General features: G+C 71.7%; 13 protein-coding genes. 6 read left to right on the top strand and 7 right to left on the bottom strand.

What is annotated here, in order from left to right; all coding sequences use genetic code 11:
* Window positions 1–24 precede the first annotated feature (24 nt).
* Window positions 25–474, top strand: a complete 450-nt coding sequence (locus tag ACIRJR_RS00560; RefSeq protein WP_403771601.1) for an adenylyltransferase/cytidyltransferase family protein — start codon at window positions 25–27, stop codon at window positions 472–474.
* Here the strand turns inward: ACIRJR_RS00560 and ACIRJR_RS00565 are convergent.
* The 7 genes from ACIRJR_RS00565 to ACIRJR_RS00595 form a co-directional block, all read right to left on the bottom strand.
* Window positions 443–1,174 carry a CDP-alcohol phosphatidyltransferase family protein gene (locus ACIRJR_RS00565; RefSeq protein WP_403771604.1) on the bottom strand — a complete coding sequence of 244 codons (732 nt, stop codon included), beginning with the start codon at window positions 1,172–1,174 and terminating at the stop codon, window positions 443–445. The genes ACIRJR_RS00560 and ACIRJR_RS00565 overlap by 32 nt on opposite strands.
* A gap of 76 nt (window positions 1,175–1,250) precedes the next feature.
* Entirely contained in the window at window positions 1,251–1,673 is a 423-nt protein-coding gene (mnhG, locus tag ACIRJR_RS00570) for a monovalent cation/H(+) antiporter subunit G (protein ID WP_403771607.1), read from the bottom strand.
* Window positions 1,670–1,993: a monovalent cation/H+ antiporter complex subunit F gene (locus ACIRJR_RS00575; protein ID WP_403771610.1), complete on the bottom strand. Its 324-nt coding sequence runs from the start codon at window positions 1,991–1,993 to the stop codon at window positions 1,670–1,672. The genes mnhG and ACIRJR_RS00575 overlap by 4 nt, the downstream gene beginning before the upstream one ends.
* Window positions 1,990–2,616, bottom strand: a complete 627-nt coding sequence (locus ACIRJR_RS00580) for a Na+/H+ antiporter subunit E (protein ID WP_403771613.1) — start codon at window positions 2,614–2,616, stop codon at window positions 1,990–1,992. The genes ACIRJR_RS00575 and ACIRJR_RS00580 overlap by 4 nt, the downstream gene beginning before the upstream one ends.
* Window positions 2,613–4,268 carry a Na+/H+ antiporter subunit D gene (locus ACIRJR_RS00585; protein WP_403771616.1) on the bottom strand — a complete coding sequence of 552 codons (1,656 nt, stop codon included), beginning with the start codon at window positions 4,266–4,268 and terminating at the stop codon, window positions 2,613–2,615. The genes ACIRJR_RS00580 and ACIRJR_RS00585 overlap by 4 nt, the downstream gene beginning before the upstream one ends.
* On the bottom strand, window positions 4,265–4,948 hold the full coding sequence (locus tag ACIRJR_RS00590; protein WP_403771619.1) for a Na(+)/H(+) antiporter subunit C: 684 nt from the start codon (window positions 4,946–4,948) through the stop codon (window positions 4,265–4,267). The genes ACIRJR_RS00585 and ACIRJR_RS00590 overlap by 4 nt, the downstream gene beginning before the upstream one ends.
* Complete coding sequence (locus tag ACIRJR_RS00595) at window positions 4,945–7,848, bottom strand: Na+/H+ antiporter subunit A (protein WP_403771622.1); 2,904 nt, start codon at window positions 7,846–7,848, stop codon at window positions 4,945–4,947. The genes ACIRJR_RS00590 and ACIRJR_RS00595 overlap by 4 nt, the downstream gene beginning before the upstream one ends.
* 752 nt (window positions 7,849–8,600) lie before the next feature.
* On the opposite strand from ACIRJR_RS00595, the gene ACIRJR_RS00600 reads away from it, so the two are divergent.
* Genes ACIRJR_RS00600 through ACIRJR_RS00620 form a run of 5 tightly spaced genes read left to right on the top strand, consistent with a single transcriptional unit; the run spans window position 8,601 to window position 14,054 of the window.
* Entirely contained in the window at window positions 8,601–11,462 is a 2,862-nt protein-coding gene (locus ACIRJR_RS00600; RefSeq protein WP_403771625.1) for a nitrate- and nitrite sensing domain-containing protein, read from the top strand.
* Entirely contained in the window at window positions 11,459–11,896 is a 438-nt protein-coding gene (locus ACIRJR_RS00605; RefSeq protein WP_403771628.1) for a roadblock/LC7 domain-containing protein, read from the top strand. The genes ACIRJR_RS00600 and ACIRJR_RS00605 overlap by 4 nt, the downstream gene beginning before the upstream one ends.
* Entirely contained in the window at window positions 11,893–12,297 is a 405-nt protein-coding gene (locus tag ACIRJR_RS00610; protein WP_403771631.1) for a DUF742 domain-containing protein, read from the top strand. Before ACIRJR_RS00605 ends, ACIRJR_RS00610 begins: the two co-directional genes overlap by 4 nt.
* Window positions 12,298–12,303: 6 nt before the next feature.
* Entirely contained in the window at window positions 12,304–12,873 is a 570-nt protein-coding gene (locus ACIRJR_RS00615; protein WP_403771633.1) for a GTP-binding protein, read from the top strand.
* A 47-nt stretch (window positions 12,874–12,920) separates the two neighbouring features.
* Window positions 12,921–14,054 carry an FAD-dependent monooxygenase gene (locus ACIRJR_RS00620; RefSeq protein ID WP_403771636.1) on the top strand — a complete coding sequence of 378 codons (1,134 nt, stop codon included), beginning with the start codon at window positions 12,921–12,923 and terminating at the stop codon, window positions 14,052–14,054.
* Window positions 14,055–14,196: the final 142 nt, after the last annotated feature.

Raw genomic sequence — 14,196 nt, forward strand, 5'->3', positions numbered from 1 at the left:
TTCCACCGTGGGGGGAGAGAACGGATGGTGCAGCACCGAGTCGGTTACGCGCCGGGGGTGTACGACCTGTTCCACGTCGGCCACCTGAACATCCTGCGGCACGCCCGCAGTCAGTGCGACTACCTGGTGGCCGGGGTCGTCTCCGACGAGATGGCCGCGCTGGCCAAGGGCCACAAGCCGGTGATCCCGCTGCCCGAGCGGCTGGAGATCGTGCGCAGCGTGCGCTATGTGGACGCGGCGTTCGTGGAGACCGTCCCGGACAAGGTCGAGACCTGGCAGCAGGTCCGCTTCGACGTCATCTTCAAGGGTGACGACTGGCGGGGCACGGAGAAGGGCGAGCGTCTGGAGCGGGACTTCGCCGAGGTCGGCGTGGAGGTCGTCTACTTCCCGTACACGGTGCACACGTCCAGCACCCAGTTGCGCCGGGCGCTGGACGTGCTCGTCACCCGGCCCGGAGCGCTCTCAGCTCCCTGAACCACTTGGCGAGGAACGCCACGAGGAACAGGGCGTGCACGGCGGCGAGGACGGCGTACCCGGCCCGGAAGGCTCCGGGTGCGCCGGACAGCAGGAAGACCAGACAGAAGACCCCGTAGTCCGCGGGCAGCAGCCCGACGGCGCGGACCCGGGACACCGGGGGCGCCGGACCCGCGGCCACCGGCGCGGCGCCTGCCGCCGCCTTGCCGAGCTGTTCCCGCAGCAGCCCCGCGCAGAAGGTGAGCACGGCGGCGAACAGGAAGCCCAGCGGCAGCAGGAGCCAGCCCTCCGCGGCCGGTCCGCCGAAGCGGTAGAAGGAGATCAGGACGGCGCTGTGGACGAGGACCAGCTTCGCGCAGTCCACGACATGGTCGAGCCACTCCCCGTCCGGCCCGCCCCGCCCGGTGAGCCGGGCGAGCTGCCCGTCGGCCGAGTCGAACGCGAATCCGACGGCCAGACCCGCGTACACGAGCACCCCCAGCGACCAGGACGGCTCCACGAGCGCCACGGCGGCGATGGACACGTAAGTGAACAGCGCGCTTGTCAGAGTGACTTGATTGGGTGACAGCCCGGCCCGGTACGCGCCCGCGGCCAGCAGGCGGCCGGCCGGCCGGTTCACGTACCTGGAGTAGAGCGACACACCCTTGGACGACTTCTGTGCACCGCGCAGTTCACGCAGCACCGTACCCGTGCCCGACATACGCCCCCCAGCGCCCGGTGGTTCCCGGCCGCATCATCGCAGACCGGGCGTGTCCACGGGACGGATACGCGGCACTTCACCGGCCGGCCCCGGGAGATCCGTCCTCCCCGGCGCCCGGATCCGGCCGCGGCCCCGTCCCCTCCCCCGGTTCCGGCTCGGTCAGCTGCGCGTCCAGGTCGTCGAAGAGCAGCTCGCCGCGCTCGATCTGCCCCGTGCGGTAGGCCGACCTCGCCACCAGGTGGGCGGCCACCGGTCCGGTCATCAGCTGGAAGAAGCCGATCAGGCCCAGCGTCGCCAGGTCCATGCCGCCGCGCAGCCTCAGCCCGACCCCCGCCAGCACCAGCAGCAGGCCGAGGGTCTGCGGCTTGGTCGCCGCGTGGCTGCGCGAGAGGACGTCGGGCAGCTTCAGCATGCCGACCACCCCGAGCAGGCAGATCGCCGCGCCGACGAACACGAGAACCGCCCCGGCCGTGTCCGTGACCTGCAGAAGGACGTTCACCGCTGCCCCTCCTTCCCTTCGGACCTCCGGCGCGGCAACGGCTTGTCGCGTACGGCGATGAAGCGGGCGATGCCGACCGACCCGGTGAATCCGAGGAAGGCGAGCACCAGCATGATCGGAAAGTAGAACGAGTCCCGGGCGAAGCCGGACTTGGCGCCCAGGCCCGCGATGATCACGGCGGCGCAGACGTCGAGGGCGATGGCCCGGTCCAGCATCGAGGGCCCCCGGCTGATCCGGACCAGCAGCAGCGCACCCGCGACGACGATCATCACGACGGCGGCGGTCATCAGCACCCGGTCGACGGTCTCGGGGCCGCTCATGACGCCTCCTCCCCGCCGGCGGGCGCGTCCGGCGGCGGCTCGGCCACCCGCGCGATCTCGTCCCGTGTGCCGAACGCCCGTACCGTCAGCTCCTCCAGCTTCCACACCGAGTTCCGGGCCGCCTCCAGTTCCTCCGGGCGGTCCGCGTCCAGGACGTGCAGGAAGAGCGTGGCCGTGGCCCTGCGCACCTCCACGACGGAGCCACCCGGCACGTTGGACACGGTGACCGCGGTCGCGGCGAGCATCAGGTCGCCGCGGCAGCGCAGGGGGACGCCGATGACTGCGGCCCGGTGCGGACGGTCGGCGAAGATCTGCCGGGTGACCTTCACCCCCGAGGTGTACATGTCGTAGAGCAGGTAGCCGGCGAGCCGGATGATGCCCCAGGGGTGCAGCCGCAGCCCCAGATCGACCTGCGGCAACGGGAACGCCAGGCAGACGGCGACCGCGACGGCGACGCCGGTGACGACGTTGGCCCAGCTCAGGGTGGACCACAGCAGGACCCAGATCAGGGTGAGCCAGGCGATCAGCGGCAGGTCGAGCACCCGGCGCCGGCGGCCGGCGAACTCGACGCTGAACGGGGGCAGGTCGGGATTGCGGTGCGACAGCGTGATCAGGCGCCTCACGGGCCGAGCACCTCCTCCACATAGGGCCGGCGCGCGATGAGCTCGGCCGCCGAACGGTCGGTGAAGGCCGTCAGAGGCCCGGCGAGGACCGTGAAGGCCAGCCCGAGCACGACGGCGGCCGCGGTGGCGGCGGTCATGGCCGGGGGCGGGCGGACCGAGGTGATGACGGTCCGCCCCTGCAGGGTGGCGGCCACGGTCTGTCCGGCGGGCCGGCCGGCCCGAACCACTCCTTCGTCGCCCGTTCCCGGGACGTTGTCGGGTCCGGCGTCGGCGTCGTCGTCGTCACTGTCGTCGGCGGACTCCAGGACCGTGCCGTAGGCCGCCTGGCCCGGTGGCGCGGTACGCCAGAAGGCCAGGTTCCAGACCTTGGCCATCACGTACAGGGTGAGCAGGCTCGTCACGGTCGCCCCGGCGACGAGGACCCAGGCCCACGCGCTGCCGTCCGCGACGCCGGCCCGCATGAGGCCGAGCTTGCCGATGAAACCGGAGAGCGGCGGGATCCCGGCGAAGTTCATCGCGGGGACGAAGAACAGCACCGCGAGCAGCGGAGCGGATCTGGCCAGTCCGCCGAGCCGGGTGAGCTCGTTGGTGCCGCCCCGGCGTTCGATGAGTCCCGCGACGAGGAAGAGCGTCGTCTGGACGGTGATGTGGTGGGCGACGTAGAAGATCGCGCCGCCGTACGCGTCACGTGTGGCCAGGCCGATCCCGAAGACCATGTAGCCGATGTGGCTGATGAGAGTGAACGAGAACAGCCGCTTCAGGTCCGTCTGGGCGACCGCTCCGAGGATGCCGACGATCATCGAGGCGAGGGCGAGGGCCATCAGCAGGTCGCCGAGCCGGTTCCCGGGGAAGAGGAGGGTCTCCACCCGCAGCATGCAGTAGATGCCGACCTTGGTCAGCAGGCCGGCGAAGACGGCGGTGACGGGGGCGGGTGCGGTCGGGTAGGAGTCGGGCAGCCAGGCCGCGAGGGGGAAGACGGCGGCCTTGACGGCGAAGACGGTGAGCAGCAACCCCTGGATCAGGGTCTGTACGCCGAGGGGGAGTTCGGGCAGGCGCAGGGCGAGCTGGGCGAAGTTGGCCGTTCCGGCCGCGGCGTAGGTCATGGCGATCGCGGTCAGGAACAGCATCGAGGAGAACAGCGAGATGATCACGTACGTGGAACCGGCGCGGATCCGGGGGCCGGTCCCGCCGAGCGTGAGCAGGACGAAGCTGGCGACCAGCATGATCTCGAAGCCGACGTAGAGGTTGACGAGGTCGCCCGCGATGAAGGTGAGGGAGACCCCGGCGACGAGGATGAGGTAGGCGGGGTGGAAGACGGCGACGGGCGTCTCCTTGTCCCGGTCGGCCATGCCCTGGCCGAGCGAGTAGACCAGGACGCAGAGGGTGACGGCCGAGGAGACGGTCAGCATCAGCCCGGAGAGCCGGTCGGCGACCAGCGTGATACCGAGCGGCGGTGCGAAGTCCCCGAGGTGGACGGAGAGGGGGCCCTGCCGGTCGGCGGCGATCATCAGCGTCACCGAGAGACCGAGGACGGCCGTGAGGACGGCGACGCTGATGAAGCGCTGGAAGCGTGCGAGCCGGGTACCGAAGGCGAGGCTCAGCCCGGTGGCGCAGAGCGGCAGCAGGACGGGCAGCGGGACGAGTGCGTTCATCCGGCGGCTCCACGGTCGGGGCCCGGAGCCCGGGGGCCTTCCGGAGCGGCGGGGCCGGACGGCGCGCTGCCTTCCGGAGTGGCGCCCGAAGGCCCCTGGCCGGTGCTGTCGGGGGGATGGTTCACGTAGTCCTCCGGATCGGCGCCCAGCACGTCGTGCCACAGGTCACCACTGGCGTCCCGCCCCCGCGCCTGCAGGGCGCGGTCGGCGCGCAGACGGCCGCGCAGCCGGCGGTGCTCCTGGCGGTAGCGCGCGCGCTCCTTCCGCGAACGTCCGGACTCCGCCCGGTACTCCTCGCGGAGTTCGGCCCGCTGCCCCAGCACCTCGGCGCGCAGGAAGATGCGGCGGTCCTCCAGGTCGTCGTGGACCTCGTCCGTGCCGGTCAGCTGGTAGCTGCGGTAGGCCATGGCGAGCAGGAACGCGGTGGTGGCGAGGGTGATGACGATGGCGGTGAGGGCGATGGCCTGGGGCAGCGGGTCGGTGATGCGGCGCAGCGGGGCGCCGTAGAGCAGGGGCGCGGCGCCTGCCGAGCCCGTTGACGAGAGGACCAGCAGATTGATCCCGTTGCCCGCGATCACAGCGCCGAGCAGGATGCGGGTGAGCGGCCGCGTGAGCATGAGCATGCCGCCGACCGCGCAGAGGACCACCGCCGTGGCGAGGAGCGAGACGCTCATGATCATCGGTTCGGCCCCCCGGTCCCGGTGTCCGCCGCGGGGGCCAGGGCGCCCGCCGCCCTCTCGATCTGCCGGTCGACCTTGGCGCCCAGTGCCCGGACGATGTCCAGGACCACGCCCAGGACCAGCAGGTAGACACCGAAGTCGAAGACGACCGAGGTGCTCAGGTGGTAGTCACCGAACACGGGCAGGTGTCCGTAATAGGTCCAGGCGTGCAGCACCGTGCCCTCCGCGAGCCCGCCCAGGGCGACGCCGGTGGACACGAACAGGCCGAGGCCCGTGAAGAGGCCGGGCTGCAGCGGCGCGGCCGCGGCGAGTTCGAACCGACCGCCCGCCAGGTACCGGGTGATGAGGGCGAGTCCCGCCACGAGTCCCGCCACGAAGCCGCCGCCCGGCATGTTCTCCGCGCAGAACAACAGGTACAGGGAGAGCACCAGGATGGGGTGGAAGAGCAGTCGGCCCACCACCTCGAACACGACGGACCGGTGTTCCGGCGCGAGGGTGGATCCGGCCGCCAGCCAGCTGCGTTCGGGGGCGGTGTCGTCACCCTGCGGAAGGCCGCTCAGCCGTCGGCCCGAGAGCGTCCACGCGGTCTCCCCCCGCAGCTCGTCCCTGTTCATGGCGGTCTCGCTGCGCCGGTGCAGGTAGATGAGGCTGGTCACCCCGACGGCGGCCGCCGCCAGGACGGCGGACTCACCCATCGTGTCCCAGGCGCGCAGGTCGACCAGGATGGTGGCCACCACGTCCTTGAGCCCGTGATGGGCGACCTCCTCGACCATCGCGGCACCGGCGGGCTCGGCGGTACGCGCGGCGCCGGCCACCCACACCGACACGCCGACCGTCGCGGCGGCGCCCAGGGCCACCGGGATGCGCATGGACCGCCGCCAGGTGCCGATCGACTCCTCGAACCGCACCGGCATGCGGCGCAGGACCAGCACGAACACGATCATCGACACGGTCTCGACGCAGAACTGGGTGAGCGCCAGGTCGGGAGCGCCCTGGACGACGAAGAGCAGGGCCGTCCCGTACCCGGTCATGCCCGCCAGGACGACGGCCTTCATGCGCCGGCTGACGGTCAGGCAGGAGAGGGCTGCCGCGCAGGTCAGCACGGCGACAGCGCCCTGGAGCGGGGCGTCCCACACCCGGGGGGCGACCGCTCCGTCCCAGGGCCGGTCGGTGAACAGGACCGCCAGCTGTCCTACCAGCATGACCAGCAGGGTGATGGCGAGGTAGACGCTGAGTGAGCCCCGCTGGACGAAGCCGGTGACCTGGAGGGCGACGCGTTCCAGGCCGAGCAACAGGTGCCCGAAGACGCTGTCCGCGGTCGGCCAGGCGACGCGCCGGGAGATCCGGGTGACCGTCGCACGTCCCGCGAAGAGCGCGGCACCGCCCGCCCAGGCGAGGGCGGAGAGCAGCAGGACCGTCCCGAAGCCGTGCCAGAGCGCGAGGTGATAGGGATGGGCCGGCATCGGGAACGCATCGGCGTAGGCGGCGAACAGGCGGTCCGTCCACCCGACGCCGGGGCCGAGCACCAGACCGGCGAGGGAGAGCACCGCGGGCGGGGCCAGCAGACCGGCGCCGACGCGGTGGACAGGGGTGTCCGGCTCACCGCGCTTGCGGGCGAACGCCCCCCACAGGAAGCGCAGTGTGTAGGCCACGGTCAGCACCGAGCCGACGACGAGGACGGCCAGTGCCCAGCGGTCCGCCGTATCGCCGCGCAGCAGCGCGTCGAAGGCCGCCTCCTTCGCCGCGAATCCGAGGAGCGGAGGCACGGCGGCCATCGACGCGGCGGAGAGCACCGCGACCGTGCAGAGGAGCGGCGCGGTGCGGCCGAGGCCGGAGAGCCTGCGCAGATCACGCGTGCCCGTCGCGTGGTCCACGATGCCGATGACCAGGAACAGCGCGGCCTTGAACAGCGCGTGCCCGAGGATCATCACGGCGGCGGCGAGTGCGGTGTCCCGGGTTCCCGCTCCGGCGAGCACGGTGAGGAAGCCGAGCTGGCTGACGGTGCCGTAGGCGAGCACGAGCTTCAGGTCGTTCAGCCGCAGAGCGCGCCAGCCCCCGAGAATCATGGTCGCTCCCCCCAGCACCAGGAGGACGGGCCGCCACACGGGAACGTCGGCGAAGGCGGGAGCGAGCCGGGCGACGAGGTAGACCCCGGCCTTCACCATGGCCGCGGCGTGCAGGTACGCGCTGACGGGAGTTGGCGCGGCCATGGCGTTCGGGAGCCAGAGGCTGAACGGCCAGATCGCCGACTTGGACAGTGCGCCGCACAGCACCAGGACGACGGCCACCGACACGGCGAGGGTGGTCTCCGGCGGGTCGGCGACGATCGCCGAGATCCGGTACGTTCCCGCCGCCTGACCGAGGATCAGGAAGCCGACCAGCATGGCGAGGCCGCCCAGGGTGGTGACCGTCAGGGCCTGGAGGGCGGAGCGGCGGTTCTGTTTGCGTTCGCTGGTGTGGCCGATCAGCAGATAGGAGAAGACCGTGGTCAGCTCCCAGAACACGTACAGGGTGATCAGGTCGTCCGCGAGGACGAGGGCCAGCATGGCGCCGGCGAAGGCCAGCAGATTCCCGGCGAAGGGCGCCAGTTGGGGTGACCTGTCGGTGAAGTAGGACGCGCAGTACAGCAGTACGAGCATGCCCACCCCGGCGGCGAGCAGCACCATCAGCTCGGCCAGTGCGTCCAGGCGCAGGGCGAACCACACGTCGTACGTGCCGATCCACTCCCAGGACCAGGTGACCGCCCTTCCGGAGGCCGCGCCCTCCCACCGGGTGGCCGCCCATGCCGTGGCGGCCGCCGGAGGCAGGGCGAGTACGACGAAGGCGAGCCTGCCGAGCCGCCGCACCAGCGGGCCCGCGCAGGCCGCGAGGACGAAATGGCTGACGATGAGCGCGATCACGAGGGAAGGTCCGGAACAAAGGCCACCGAATACAGATATATCCCCTGGCCCCGTTCACCCGCCCGGCGCGCCGCGCGGCACGCCTCCCACTGGTTCCGGTCCGCCTCGGCGAGGGCCGGCTCTCGTCCCGCTGTCGTCACAGAACGGCGCCTGCCCTGTTCACCGGTGATCACACGGCATGAGGTGCGGCCCTTCCCGGACGGCCGCCCCTGGCCCTCCCTCCCGCGGGAGCACCCGGTCCGCGTTCAGTGGCAGGTGGACCGGCTCGTCCGGGACCTCGCCGGGCATGCCCCGGGCGCCCTCGGCGGCGCGCGGCCGGGAGTGGGCCTCACCGGACACCGTGAGGCCGTCCCCCTCGGGCGACCTGTTCACGCCGTACCGCCCCGCGGCGCCCGGACCCTCGCACGCCGGGCTCGTGCCATGCCGCTTCCTGCCGCGTGGAGGAGATGTGCCGCTCACCGCTGTCGCCTCCCCGGCGCCGCGAGACGTAGCCGTACACCCTCAGGCTCGCTCCGGAGCGCGCACACCGCTACCTGGGCACGAGGGACATCACCGACACTTCGGCGGACATACGTGCGGGTTCCGTGGGCGCGCCGTGTTGCACATGTGAGGCCACTTTCTCTTCTTTTTTGCACTGTGACTAATATCCATGTGTCTAAGTTCTCAACGTATTTGACCAGTCACCGACTGGCATCGACGTCAAGGAGAATCCCCTGCGCACGCGCGCGTCACGGCGGACCGGCTCGGCACCCATGTCGTTGCGGACGGCCCTTCTCGTACTGGCGATCGTCCCCGGAGTCGCACTGGCAGCCCTGTGGGCCGTCACCAGTGGCCAGACACTCCTGGACTTCCAACGCCAGGCAGCCCAGGGACTCTTGGCCGAACAAGCGGGCCAACCGTCCAACATCGTGTACTACAACCTGCAGGAGGAGCGCCGGCTCAGTGCGGAGGCGCTGGCCCGCCCCGGCGGCTCCGGCAAGGCGCTGAAGCAGCAGCGCGCACTCACCGACGAGGCGATCACGACCTTCCAGTCCCTCTCGGACGTGAGCGCGGACGACGCGCCCGAAGAGGTACGGGACGCCGTCGGCCGGGCCCGGGAGGCCATCAGCCAACTGCCCGCCCAGCGGACCCTGGTCGACGAGGGCGACAGTGATCAGCAGGCGGTCGTCTACGGCTACTACACCGATCTGATCGCCGTGGACCTCGAGCTGTTCTCGGCTCTCAGCCATGTCGACAACGGTGAGGTGACCACACTGGGACAGCCTCTTGTGGACCTCTTCTGGGCCAAGGAGATGATCTCCCGCTCGGACGCGATCCTCGCCCGCGGCTGGCCCACGGGCAAGCTCAGCACGGAAGACCTCCAGGAGGTCAGGAACGCGGTCTCCGGACAGTCCTTCCAGGCCGGGACCAAGGTGGTCCCCTTCCTCCCCGAGGACGAGCAGGCCCAGTGGCAGGAACTGACCGAGAGTTCCGCCTGGGCGGCGAAGACGGAGATCGAGAAGCAGATCCTGCGTCCGGCTTCGGCCGACCGGTCCGGCTTCGTCGAGCTGAAGGCCGAGGAGAAGTCCTGGCGCAAGGCCATGGACGGTGTCACCCCGCAACTGGTCGATCTGCTGGAGAAGCGCACCGGCGCGGTCATGGTGACGGGCAAGGACACCGTCATGTCCCTGCTCCTCAAGATGATCCTCACCTCGGTGATCGGCCTGCTCGCCGTCGTCGCGGTCGTCTGGACCACCTGGCGCCTCACCAGGAACCTGCGCCGGCGCATCTCGGGACTCCAGGAACGCGCGGAGGAGCTCGAAAGGGCCCTGCCGGACGTGGTCGAACGGCTGGCGCAGGGGGAGAAGATCGACGTCGAGGCCGAGGCCCGCGCGATCGACACCCCGGCCGAGGGCGGCGACGAGCTCACCAGGCTCGGCGGCGCGCTCAACCAGGCACGCACCAGCGCGCTGCAGGCGGCGGTCAGGCAGGCCGACCAGCACCGCGGCTTCGAGCGCCTGCTGCAGCGCATCGCGCGCCGTACGCAGCAGCTGATCGGCCAGCAGCTCAAGAAGCTGGACGAGCTGGAGCGCAAGCACGAGGACCCCGAGGTGCTCGACGGCCTCTTCGACCTCGACCACCTGACGGCACGACTGCGCCGCTACGAGGAGAACCTGGTGATCCTCGCGGGCGGTTCGCCGCACCGGCGCTGGCGCAAGCCCGTACCGCTGCTGGACGTCATGCGTTCCGCGCAGGGCGAGGTCCAGGACTACCGCCGGGTGGTGCTGGACCTCGACGGTGCCCCGTGGCTGGCCGAGCGGGCCGTCGGCCCGGTCTCCCACGTGCTGGCGGAACTCATCGAGAACGCGCTGACCTTCTCCCGGCCGCCGAGCCCGGTCGAGGTCCGCGCGGCGCAGGTAAGCCGCGGCCTGGCCATCGAGGTCGAGGACCGCGGCCTGGGCATGGACGAGGAACAGCTCGCCGCGGCCAACGAACTGATGAGCCGTCCGCCCCGCATGGACGTACTGGCCCACTCCGACGACATCAGGCTCGGCCTCTACGTGATCTCCCGCCTCGCGGACCAGCACGGGCTGCGGGTCGAGTTCCGGCCCTCCGCCTTCGGCGGCACCCGCGTGGTCGTCCTGGTCCCGGACGGGCTGACCGTCCCCGAGCCCGGCACCGGACCGGTCGGCGTACCGCCGGCGGTCCCCGCACCGGCGGCGGACCACTCCCCGCCCGCACCCGGGGCGCTGCCGATCCGGGTGCAGGGGCGGGCGATGGCCGGGGTCACGGCCATCGCCGACCACGCCGCCAGGACGCGGCCCGCCGCCGAGGAGCAGCCGGACCACAAGCAGCCGTACGCCGATGACAGCTTCCCGGTGCCCGGACAGCCCTACCCGCCGGACGGACAGCCCTACCCGGGCGACACCCCGTACCCCGACGCGGACGTCCCGTACGCCGACGCGGACGCCCCGTACCCCGACGCGGACGCCCCGTACCCCGACGCGGAGCAGCCGTACGCCTCGGCCGGCGCCGCATACCCGGGACCCGGGCAGTCGTACGCCGACGGCCCGTATCCGGGACCGGGACAGCCGTACGCGGAGACCGGCGGCGCGTATCCCGCGGCCGGTGGCCCGTACGCCGGGGCCGATCAGCCCTACGCCGGCCAGGAGCAGCCGTACATGACGGCCGCGGGCCAGTACCCCGTGCCCGGTCACGCGTACGCGGAGCCGGCCGAGGACGCGTACACGGCGCCCGGGCCGGACCTTCAGCAGCCCTACCCGGCGGGTGGCGGCACGACCCGCACGCACGCCTACGGTCCGCCTGGACAGGGCGTCCTTCCCGCGGGCCCGGCGGAGCTGCCGGCCCCCGCACCGGCGGGCGGCGAACCCCCGCTGCCCCGCCGCGTACGCCAGGCCAGCCTGGTGGACGAGCTCCGGGTGGACCCAGCCGCCCGAACGGCTCCGCCCAAACCCCCGAGCTGGGACGAGAACCCGCTGCTGCGCCCCGCCCCCCGGCGGGCCGGTGCGGCGATCGGGGCATTCCAGCGGCGCTCACGCGCGGCACGGGCGGCGGAGGAGCCGCCGGGCCCCGCTCCCGCCGCACCCTCCCCTACGAGAGAAGAACGGTCATGACACGCACTACGGCCACCCTCCAGGACCTGGACTGGCTGCTCGACGGTCTGGTGGACTCGGTCGCCGAGACACTGAACGCCGTACTCCTGTCCGACGACGGACTGGTGGTGAGCCACTCGCGCACCCTCGACCGCGCCGACGCCGAACGGCTCGCCGCGATATGCACCGGCCAGCAGAGCCTCGCCCGCGGGGTCGGCCAGATGTTCGACGGTGGTTCGGTCCACCAGGTGATCGTCGAACTCGCCGACATCTGGCTCTTCATCATCGCCGCCGGCCAGGGCACCCACCTCGCCGTCGTCGCCTCGCAGGAGGTCGACGCCGAGGTGATGTCGCTGGCCATGCACAACCTCGTCCAGCAGGTCGGCCAGAAGCTCACCGCGCCGGCGCGCGGCGACTTCGACGCATTCGGCACCGGGGACGGGCAGCGGGCGTGACTCCCCCCTGGGACGAGGAGACCGAGGAGGACGGCGCGGGCACGATGGTGCGCCCGTACACGATCACTCGTGGCAGGACCGCCCCGGAACGGGACGACTTCAGCCTCATCACCGTGCTCACCACCGCCGAACGGCCGGTGGACGATCACGGTGCGCCCCTGCGGGTGGGCCGGCTCCAGCCGGAGCACCGCATGATCCTGGACCGCTGCCGCCGGCCGGCCGCGGTCGCCGAGGTGTCGGCCGGCCTCGACCTCCCGGTCTCGGTGACCAAGATCCTGCTGGCGGATCTGGTCGCCCAGGGCCTGCTGCTCGCCCGTGCCCCGCTGACGGTGGCCCGGGCGTCCGGCGGGGCGAACATGGGCCTGCTCGCCGCCGTACGTGACGGACTCCGGAGACTCTGAACCGATATGACAAGCAGCCAGACGGCACCTTCCGCCGTCAAGATCCTCATAGCCGGTGGCTTCGGCGTCGGAAAGACCACCCTGGTGGGCGCCGTCAGCGAGGTGACACCCCTGCGCACCGAGGAGTACCTCACCCAGGCGAGCGTCGGCGTCGACAGCCTCGCCGGGGTCGGACAGAAGGACACCACCACGGTGGCACTGGACTTCGGCCGCATCACGGTCAGTCCGGAGCTGGTGGTGTACCTCTTCGGCACCCCCGGCCAGGAACGCTTCTGGTTCATGTGGAACGACCTGGTCAACGGCGCGCTCGGCGGCGTCGTGATCGCCGACACCCGCAGGCTCGAGACGAGTTTCGCCTCGATCGACTTCTTCGAGAGCCGGGACATCCCCTTCGTGGTGGCGATCAACTGCTTCCACGGGCACAACACCCGTACCACGGACGAGATCCGGGCCGCCCTCGACCTGGATCCGCACGTCCCGCTGCTCATCGGTGACGTCCGGGAGCGGCCCTTCGGCCGCGACGTACTGCTCGCCCTGGTCGACCACCTGATGAGCCTGCCCGCGGCCGTGGGCTGACCGCCTCCCCTTCCCCTTCCTTCTTTTCTCGCCTGGAGAGACCTGAGATGGCAACACCCCTGCGTGTACTGGTACATGGCGGTGGCATCGGCGGGCTCACCCTCGCCGTCGCGCTCGCCCGGAGCGGGCACACGGCCGAGGTCGTCGAGCTCCGTGACGAACTGGACGCGCTCGGCGTCGGCATCATCCAGCCGTCCAACGCCCTGCACGTCATGCGAGAGATCGGCGTGCTCGACGCATGCCTGACAGCCGGCTTCGAGTGGGAGGTGCTGACCATCTGCGACCCGGCCGGCACCGCGCTCGCCAAGATCCCGCAGCCGCGGATGGACGACATCCCGCCCGGCAACGGCATACCGCGCCCCGACCTGGCGAGGATCCTGGGCGACGCCACCACGGCCGCCGGAGTCCCGATCCGCTTCGGTACGACGATCAGCGAGCTGACCGACGACGGTTCCGGCGTCGACGTGACGCTGTCCGACGGCTCCTGTGCCCGCTGGGACCTCGTCGTCGGCTTCGACGGCATCGGGTCGCCGCTGCGGACCCGGCTGTACGGCGACCGCTTCACCCCCGAGTACACGGGCTTCGCCAACTGGCGGGTCACCGTGCCCCGTCTGCCGGAGGTCCAGGGCGTGGTGGTCAGCGTGGGCCGGACGTCCACGAAGGCCCTGCTCACCCCCATGACCGACAAGCTGATGTACCTGGCCGCCGTGACCGCCGAGGAGCCGGACTTCCGCCCGGACCCCGTGCGGGCCCACGAGCAGCTCGGCGAGCGTCTCGCCGCGTTCCAAGGGCCCGTCGCCGAGGCCCTCGCCTCGGTCACCGGCGCGGACGGCGTCGTGTACTCGCGCATCTCGCAGGTGACCGTCGACGCCCCCTGGCACGTCGGCCGGGTCGTCCTCGCCGGTGACGCCGCGCACGCGAGCACCCCGAACCTCGCGCAGGGCGCGGCGATGGCGGTGGAGGACGCGCTGGTCCTGGCGCGCTCGCTGGACGCGGAGGACGACGTCGCGGTCGCCCTCGGCGCGTGGGAGGAACGCCGCCGGTCGCGCGCGATGTTCGTGCAGAACCTCTCGCGCGCGCTCCTCAAGGAGGAGACGGGCAGCGCGACGACGCCCGAGGAGGACGAGCTGCTGAAGGTCGGCATGCCGGGCGCCGCCCACGTACTGGTCAAGCCGTACTGATCCCCGCCGCACACGGAGGGGTCGCCCCCTCCGTGTGCCGCCTCAGTCGTGGCCCGGTGGCGGGACCTGACCTGGTCCGGGAGCGCCCGTGATGCGTCCCTGATATCTGGATGACCGGGGCCGCACGACCCGACAGGATGAG

It is taken from the genome of Streptomyces sp. NPDC102402 (genome assembly GCF_044765765.1).
In the GTDB taxonomy this organism is placed as follows: Bacteria; Actinomycetota; Actinomycetes; order Streptomycetales; family Streptomycetaceae; genus Streptomyces.

What these genes read in the sequence shown, in the direction of transcription:
- ACIRJR_RS00560 (WP_403771601.1), top strand. Translation starts at nt 25, where the DNA reads ATGGTGCAGCACCGAGTCGGTTACGCGCCGGGGGTGTACGACCTGTTC.
- ACIRJR_RS00565 (WP_403771604.1), bottom strand. Translation starts at nt 1,174, where the DNA reads ATGTCGGGCACGGGTACGGTGCTGCGTGAACTGCGCGGTGCACAGAAG.
- ACIRJR_RS00575 (WP_403771610.1), bottom strand. Translation starts at nt 1,993, where the DNA reads ATGAGCGGCCCCGAGACCGTCGACCGGGTGCTGATGACCGCCGCCGTC.
- ACIRJR_RS00585 (WP_403771616.1), bottom strand. Translation starts at nt 4,268, where the DNA reads ATGAACGCACTCGTCCCGCTGCCCGTCCTGCTGCCGCTCTGCGCCACC.
- ACIRJR_RS00590 (WP_403771619.1), bottom strand. Translation starts at nt 4,948, where the DNA reads ATGATCATGAGCGTCTCGCTCCTCGCCACGGCGGTGGTCCTCTGCGCG.
- ACIRJR_RS00600 (WP_403771625.1), top strand. Translation starts at nt 8,601, where the DNA reads ATGTCGTTGCGGACGGCCCTTCTCGTACTGGCGATCGTCCCCGGAGTC.
- ACIRJR_RS00605 (WP_403771628.1), top strand. Translation starts at nt 11,459, where the DNA reads ATGACACGCACTACGGCCACCCTCCAGGACCTGGACTGGCTGCTCGAC.
- ACIRJR_RS00615 (WP_403771633.1), top strand. Translation starts at nt 12,304, where the DNA reads ATGACAAGCAGCCAGACGGCACCTTCCGCCGTCAAGATCCTCATAGCC.
- ACIRJR_RS00620 (WP_403771636.1), top strand. Translation starts at nt 12,921, where the DNA reads ATGGCAACACCCCTGCGTGTACTGGTACATGGCGGTGGCATCGGCGGG.